Source organism: Rhodococcus sp. EPR-134 (genome assembly GCF_001647205.1).
In the GTDB taxonomy this organism is placed as follows: Bacteria; Actinomycetota; Actinomycetes; order Mycobacteriales; family Mycobacteriaceae; genus Rhodococcus_F; species Rhodococcus_F qingshengii.
Genome location: NZ_LVCT01000477.1, coordinates 1 through 6,581 on the forward strand (window position 1 = coordinate 1; position 6,581 = coordinate 6,581).

Sequence of the window (6,581 nt, forward strand, 5' to 3'; positions counted from 1 at the left end):
GGGAAGTAACAAAGAGCCTTCGGCGATCTCGACGCTGTTGCGCACTCCAGCGGGAAGCCACATCGCGTCACCCCGTCGCAGATTCCAGGTTCGGTCGCCGAAAGTGACCCGGGCGGAGCCTCGGTAGATCCAGACAACGACGTGAAAGTCGTTGACCCGTGCCCACGTTCCACTTGCGGGGATCATCGGGGGTGCTGGTGCCGATCCTGACCGGGCGCCTTCTTCGGACAACAATGCAACGCCCTGTGCCAGGGTCTCGTCTTCACGGGGCGGCATCGGGCGCCGGTTGGCGCGTGCGTAGTCGGTGGGTGTCATGCCGGTGTGTTCTCGGAAGGCGCGGGTGAAGCCCGCGGGTGTCGCGAATCCGACCTGGCTACCCGTCCAGCCGATTTCGCGGCCGGCGGCCAGATATGAGGTCGCTGCCGCGATCCGGGCCGAAGTACGCCAGCGCACGAATGACAATCCCGTTTCCTCGGTGAATCGGCGCTGCAGGGTGCGGACACCGATCTTGAGTTGCTGGGCGAACCGGGAAAGTTCGGTGTCGTCGGATGGCGTCCGCAGCAGCGTGCGTGCGATCTCGAGGGTTTCGGCCGAGCGTGGCAAGCGCGGTGGCGAGTATGACGGGGAGTTGTCGTCCCCGTCGGAGTGAACACCCGCGACAAGCTCGATCAGTCCGGCTCCCGTTGCCGTCTCACCGCGAAGAAATCCCAAGTTGTGCGCGAATTGGTGGACGAGCCAGTCCTGCCAGTCTGCTGGGATCTCGAAGTCGATGACCCGGTTCAACGCGGGCGGCAGGTCGGCCGCGGGCAGTGGGATGGGAAATGCGACCGCGCCCGGATCGACCCGGATGCTGTACGCGATTCCCGCCGGTACCCAGATTGCCGCCCCCGCAGTCACACTGCGGGTACGGCCGCTGATCTGCAATTCTGCGCGCCCGGTATGTACCCAGAACAGCAGTGGCTCGCGTTCATTCGCGGTCGAGGCGAGCCGAGCAGCGGGGATCTCGGGGACTTCGCCTGCGGGGAACACCAACCGTGGTCCCACGATGCCCTCCCGACGTCGATGCATTCTCTTCCAGCCGACCGATGAGTGTAAGAAGTCGGCACGCACGGATAACCCTAACTGATTAGGGCAGGCTAGCGTTATTTATTGGCCCTCCCGTAGTGATCGAACGTGGGCCGGACCCCCGTCTGTGCGCTTCCGAGGAGACTTTCGGTGCCCCGAAACACCCGTCCGACAACGGCGTACCCCGTTACCTTGCGTGAACTCGAGGTACATCGGGTGACAGAGGTGACGCCGGGCATGCGGAGAGTGACGCTCACCGGAGCCCAACTCGACACCTTCACCAACGCCGACGGAATTGCCGAACCCGCCTTCGCGAGTACGGGCTTCGACGACGACATCCGGTTGCTGTTCACCTATCCCGGTGAAACCGACCCGGTCCTGCCGGTAATGGTCGACGGCAGTGTGACTTTCGCTGCGGGGCGCCGTCCGCTTGCCCGCGCATACACCGTGCGCCGCTACGATCCGCAAACAAGGGAACTCGACGTCGATTTCGTCGTTCACGGCGACGGAGTGGCTACCACCTGGGCGCGGGACGCCAGCCCGGGCGACCGAATGCACATCGCGGGCCCCTCTGTATCGCAGGGACTCCCGGAAGATTACGAGTATCTGCTGGCCGTCGGTGACGAGACCGCGTTGCCGGCGATCGCACGTCTGCTCGAGGAATTGCCCGCCGATGCCAGGGGACATGTGTTCGTCGAAATTGCGGACTCGGCTCACATCCAATCGGTGCGTGAGTTGTCCGGGGTGAGTGTCACGTGGTTGCCGCGCGAGGGGGCCGAGCCCGGCGCCACTACTTTGTTGCTCGACGCGGTCAGTGCTGTCGAATGGTCTGACGGACGCGTATTCGCTTGGCTTGCAGGCGAACAGGCGACGGTTCGCTCGCTTCGTCGTCATTTGATTCGTGATCGAGGAATTGTGAAGACCGACATCGATTTCACCGGCTACTGGAAACGCGGCGGGGCCGTGCGTGCAGATTCCTGACCTGGCTCCATCGCTCACTCAACACCTTCACCGCAGCAACACCGAAAGTGTTCGATAACACCGAAAGGCAGAAATGACAGTCCTGCGCACCAGACGATCACGGATCACCGGACTGATCGGGGCCGCGGTCGCCGCAGCGCTCCTCGTAACCGGGTGCTCGGCCTCGGCCGAAGACTCGAAAACGGCATCCTCTCCCGGTTCGGAGGGGAACGCCCTGCCCGCTGCGGAGGGAACGACTACCTACCCGCTGACCCTGGAATCGCCATACGGTACAAGTATTCTCGAGAAGCGACCGGAGCGGATCGCCGCCATCGTGCCCAATGCCGTCGACACGGAAATGCTCCTCGCGCTCGGCGTCAAACCCGTCCTCTCCTCGTCGATGGTGAAGGAATCGGCTTCCCAGTCGTACTTGTTGCCTTACGACGCAGAGGATCTCGACACCTTCGAGTTCGCGATGGGCGGAACACTTCCCGTCGAAGCGATCGCCGCGAGCGAACCGGACCTCATAGTCGCCGTCGGCTGGGCTGACGGCCTGGGTGGTTTGTCCATGGGTGATTACTACGAGCGTTTGTCCTCCATCGCACCGGTGGTGACGAGCCCCGACACGAAGTCGCGGATGCTCGTGCCGTGGAAGGAGTCGATCCGTGTTCTGGGCGAGACCCTCGATCTCTCGAATACGGCTGAAAAGGTTGTGGCAGAGCATGATCAGTACTTCGCCAAAGTGCGTGAGGAGAACCCGCAACTCGCGGGTCTGACTGCGACTTGGGCGATCTTCTACGGCACGGGCAATGGGCTGCAGTATCTTTCAGCGCCAGGTTCGGCGCCGGCAACATTCCTGGGTGAGCTTGGTTTCGCCGAGAATCCGCGTGCGAAGGAGTTCGTCACCCAGAGCACGGTCGGAGAGGAACTTCTCGAGAACATCGATGCGGACTTCCTGCTGATCGGCCGCAGCGCCGCTGGCAGCGAAGAGGATTTCGACAAGCTGACCGGCGGGAAGCTCTTCCAAGCACTCGGCGCTGTGTCCTCCGGTCATTGGGTTGGTCTGCCACCGCGTACCGCAGATGGCGGCGACGTTCTGTGGGCAATCACGAGTGGTGGTCCGATCGGAACGATGTGGGCGGCTGAACATATCGTGCCGCTCATCAGCGCGAAGCTGTAGGCGTACAACTGGAGAACGGAAAGCGCTCACCCGTCGCCACATGATTGTGTGGGGACGGGTTGTTCGTACAGCAGGTGTCCCGGGTTGGGGTCACCGATGGAACAAAAAAGTCGCGCAACCCGGGGTGATCGGTCCGGCGGTAAAGGTGTGCGATCTCGTTCGCCGTCCGGGCTGCATTGGAGCCGCCCTGTTATAGCGCTCGGTGGGGTGCGGTGTGCCCAGTCGGAGTGCGGTGGCGCGGTGTGCGACGATCCGCGGGTGGGAGAACAGGCGGATCGTCTTGCTCGTGGCGAGTGGTATCTCGATGATGACGAGCTGCGGGAACGGCGGCTTGAGTGTTGGCGTCGACTCGACTCGTTCAATGGGGCTGCGGCGGACGACGACGCTGTCCGCTCACGGGCTCTCGCCAGCCTTTTTGGTGAGGTAGGTGACGGAGCTTTGGTGGTGCCGCGGTTCCAATGCAGCTACGGACACAACATTCGGCTCGGAGCCAACGCATTCGTCAACGCGAACGGGTTCTTCATGGATGATGCGCTGATCACGATCGGCGCGGACGTGAGGATCGGGCCTGGAGCCCAGCTGATGACAGCGTTGCACCCTGTCGATGATCATCGACGGCGCCGCGAGGGATGGGAGCGAGCCGCTCCGATCGTCATCGGCGAGAACACGTGGCTCGGTGCCTCCGTCACCGTCGGTGCAGGAGTTTCGATCGGTCATAACGCCGTGATCGGTGCCGGAAGTGTGGTGTTGCATGACATTCCCGATCACGTCGTTGCTGCTGGATCGCCTGCAAGGGTTGTCCGTCGTACACCTACCGAAGTAGAAGGACTGCAACGCGGGCATGGATAGTCCGGCAGCGGCACCCGACCTGACATTCTGAGCGCATACTCCCAAACGGCATCGACACTTTCGGGCGGCGATTTCTGCAGCGTCGTCAGGACCTGATGTGTCACATCGGAAGCCGGGAGATAGTCGAATCCCATTGCTTGCGCCAAGTCCCAAGTGTGGATAACAGTTTCGCTGACGTGCTTCTCGTATAGAGCGCTGGCGTCGAGTTCGGCCCCGTCAATGCAGTAGCGCAATGCAGGAGAGGGTATGGATGCGAAGGCGCCTTCGGTCTGCTGGGCGGTCTGGCGGTACAGCTCCTCGAACCCGCCGCCATACAAATTCGCGGAGACGTCGAGGGCTGATCTACGCATCGGGTGAGCCCGCGAGCGCACTGGCCTTGTTTCCGCTGTTAGGACTGTAGTGATGTCGGTATTTCGTTCGATGAGATGTACGTACAGATCGCCGACGTCTCGGTCTGGCAGAGGCGTTGGTTGTCCGAGGTCGCCTTGTGTCACTTCCGAGAGCCACTCCGCCAGGTTTTCTGTAGCGGTGTGCAATGCGGATATGTCCATGACGCGCCCCCTTCGGGCATGGTCAGCACATCGCGCTCAGAGCTTTCCGCGTGGTCGAGGTGCTGAGACTGACAGGGTGTGAATTAACGTGAATTGCGCAGAAGAAGTGACTTCATCCTCTACCTTGGTAGATGAACAGATCGTCTACCAAGGTAGACGATTAGGGAAAGGCTGTCCATGACTGGATCCGAAGGTGCGCTGCGCGACGAGGCGGATCTTGCCGCACTCATGTTTCGGGTACTGCCCCGTTTGGCTGCTTTGGAGGAGCCACTCCTGCGCGATGCCGGACTCTCGATGTGGGAGTACGCGATCTTGACCGAGGTCTCCTCCAACGCGGCGATGTCTCAGGTGGAACTGTCTCGCCGGACGCGCCGCGATCCCACTCGGCTCGGACGACATCTGGACGAGTTGGTTTCGCGGGGACTCGTCAGTCGAGAACGGTCGCGCGATCAGCGGCAGCGCACTGTCGGGATAACTTCCAGCGGTCAAATCCTGCTTGATGCGGTCCGCGGCAGAATCCGCGCGGCAGAGGACGGTCTACTCCATGCAGCCCTGGCGGAGAGCGAATCCACGGTTCTCCGCCAGCTACTCGCTCGGCTCGCCATCGCCTGTGAATGATCCGAGATGTACAGCCCGCCGCGGGACAAGCGGTGTCAGAGCGTGATCGTGCGGGTGGGCTCCCAGATGGCGGGGTCGCGGTGGGTGACGACGAAGACGGTGGCCGCCAATTCCCGCACGGCGCCGGCGATACGGCGCTCGGTGGCCTCGTCGAGGGCCGAGGTGGCTTCGTCGAGAACCAGGACGGGAGCGTCTTTGAGGAAGGCGCGAGCGATCGCCACCCGCTGACGTTCGCCACCGGAGAGAGCGGCACCCTGGTGTCCGATGTCCTGATGAATGCCGAGCGTCGAGCGGTCGAGAACGGCGCCGAGGGCAGCGCGCCTGGCGGCGTCCTCGATCTCGATTTCGGTAGCGCCCGGTCTTCCCAGTCCGATGTTCTCGCCGAGGGTGCCCGAGAACACGAGTGGGTCCTGCGGCACGTAGCCGATATGTGCCGCCACAGCGTCGTAGGGCAAGTCGCGCAATGAAACTCCGCCCAGAGTGACGCTGCCTTGGTCAGGATCGTCGAAGCGCATGAGCAGCCCGAGAAGTGTGCTTTTCCCCGTACCCGAGCGTCCTGCGACGAGAACTCGCTCACCCGCGGGGATCTTCGCGGTGATGCCGCGCAGAACCGGAGCGTGGTCTACCCCGGCGACCTCGATGTCCGTTCCAACAGGGCGCGCGGCGTCCCGGGGTGCGGGCTCGGCCAGTGCGGGAGCCGAAGTCGCTGTGCGGTAGTCGCGAACCGTTGCGCGCAGCTCGTTGACTCCGATTCCGGCCAGGGCGAGTTCGTCGAGCGGCGCAGCGGCGCGGGCGGTGAGGATGACAAGCGCGAGAGCGGCTGCGGGATCGTCGAATCCGGTGGCGGCGAGGAAAATCACTGCACCTGCCAGCGGCACAATGGTGGCGATCGCCGAGATGAATGTCGCTGGTGCCGCGGCGAGATTTGTCCGTGCAAGCGCGGCTTCCTGATTCCGCCAGCTTCGCTCGATTCGTTCGACGGAACGTGTGGGACCGGCTGCTGTGCGCAGTAATTCGAGGTGGTCGGTGAGCTCGAGTGTCGACTGAGTTGCTGCGAGCTCGGCTTCGTGTCGGCGCTCGTCCGCTCGGCTGAGCGCACGTTGGGCCAGCGTCTGAGCGACGAGCGACACGGCGAGCAGTCCACCGACGAGCAGCATGACGCCTGGCCCCGCGACGACCGCGATCCCAGGAAGCAGGAGCAGCGGGATCAGCGGTGCAACCAGGAAGGTCTGAAGTTGGTGCGCGGGAACACTCATCAGCGACGGGATTCCGCGCCCGGCGACGGTGGCGAGCAGTGCCCGGTTGTCGTCGGTGAACCAGGACAGTTTCGCACGGGCGAAGGCGTCGCCGAGAGCGTC

7 protein-coding genes are annotated in these 6,581 nt (G+C 63.3%); 4 read left to right on the forward strand and 3 right to left on the reverse strand.

Going from position 1 to position 6,581, the window contains the following annotated elements; genetic code table 11:
* Nucleotides 1–1,044: AraC family transcriptional regulator (locus A2J01_RS22085; protein ID WP_064113594.1), on the reverse strand; the 1,044-nt coding region annotated here is incomplete at its 3' end.
* Between the two features lie 171 nt (nt 1,045–1,215).
* On the opposite strand from A2J01_RS22085, the gene A2J01_RS22090 reads away from it, so the two are divergent.
* From A2J01_RS22090 to A2J01_RS22100, 3 genes are all read left to right on the forward strand, one after another.
* On the forward strand, nt 1,216–2,046 hold the full coding sequence (locus A2J01_RS22090) for a siderophore-interacting protein (protein ID WP_064113590.1): 831 nt from the start codon (nt 1,216–1,218) through the stop codon (nt 2,044–2,046).
* A gap of 73 nt (nt 2,047–2,119) precedes the next feature.
* Entirely contained in the window at nt 2,120–3,205 is a 1,086-nt protein-coding gene (locus A2J01_RS22095; RefSeq protein ID WP_064113591.1) for an ABC transporter substrate-binding protein, read from the forward strand.
* Nucleotides 3,206–3,463: 258 nt separating this feature from the next.
* Nucleotides 3,464–4,054: a sugar O-acetyltransferase gene (locus tag A2J01_RS22100; RefSeq protein ID WP_064113595.1), complete on the forward strand. Its 591-nt coding sequence runs from the start codon at nt 3,464–3,466 to the stop codon at nt 4,052–4,054.
* On the opposite strand, the gene A2J01_RS37475 is transcribed toward A2J01_RS22100, so the two are convergent.
* Entirely contained in the window at nt 3,970–4,605 is a 636-nt protein-coding gene (locus A2J01_RS37475) for a maleylpyruvate isomerase family mycothiol-dependent enzyme (RefSeq protein ID WP_082900934.1), read from the reverse strand. The two genes, A2J01_RS22100 and A2J01_RS37475, sit on opposite strands and share 85 nt — an antisense overlap.
* A gap of 177 nt (nt 4,606–4,782) precedes the next feature.
* Between A2J01_RS37475 and A2J01_RS22105 the strand changes: the two genes are divergently transcribed.
* Nucleotides 4,783–5,223 (forward strand): MarR family winged helix-turn-helix transcriptional regulator, encoded by a 441-nt coding sequence (locus tag A2J01_RS22105; protein ID WP_064113592.1) that lies wholly within the window; start codon nt 4,783–4,785, stop codon nt 5,221–5,223.
* A gap of 35 nt (nt 5,224–5,258) precedes the next feature.
* Here the strand turns inward: A2J01_RS22105 and A2J01_RS22110 are convergent.
* The coding region (locus A2J01_RS22110; protein WP_064113593.1) for an ATP-binding cassette domain-containing protein at nt 5,259–6,581 on the reverse strand (1,323 nt) is incomplete at its 5' end.

Excerpts from the sequence above, each read along its gene's own strand:
- A2J01_RS22095 (WP_064113591.1), top strand. The coding sequence starts at position 2,120 with ATGACAGTCCTGCGCACCAGACGATCACGGATCACCGGACTGATCGGG.
- A2J01_RS37475 (WP_082900934.1), bottom strand. The coding sequence starts at position 4,605 with ATGGACATATCCGCATTGCACACCGCTACAGAAAACCTGGCGGAGTGG.
- A2J01_RS22105 (WP_064113592.1), top strand. The coding sequence starts at position 4,783 with ATGACTGGATCCGAAGGTGCGCTGCGCGACGAGGCGGATCTTGCCGCA.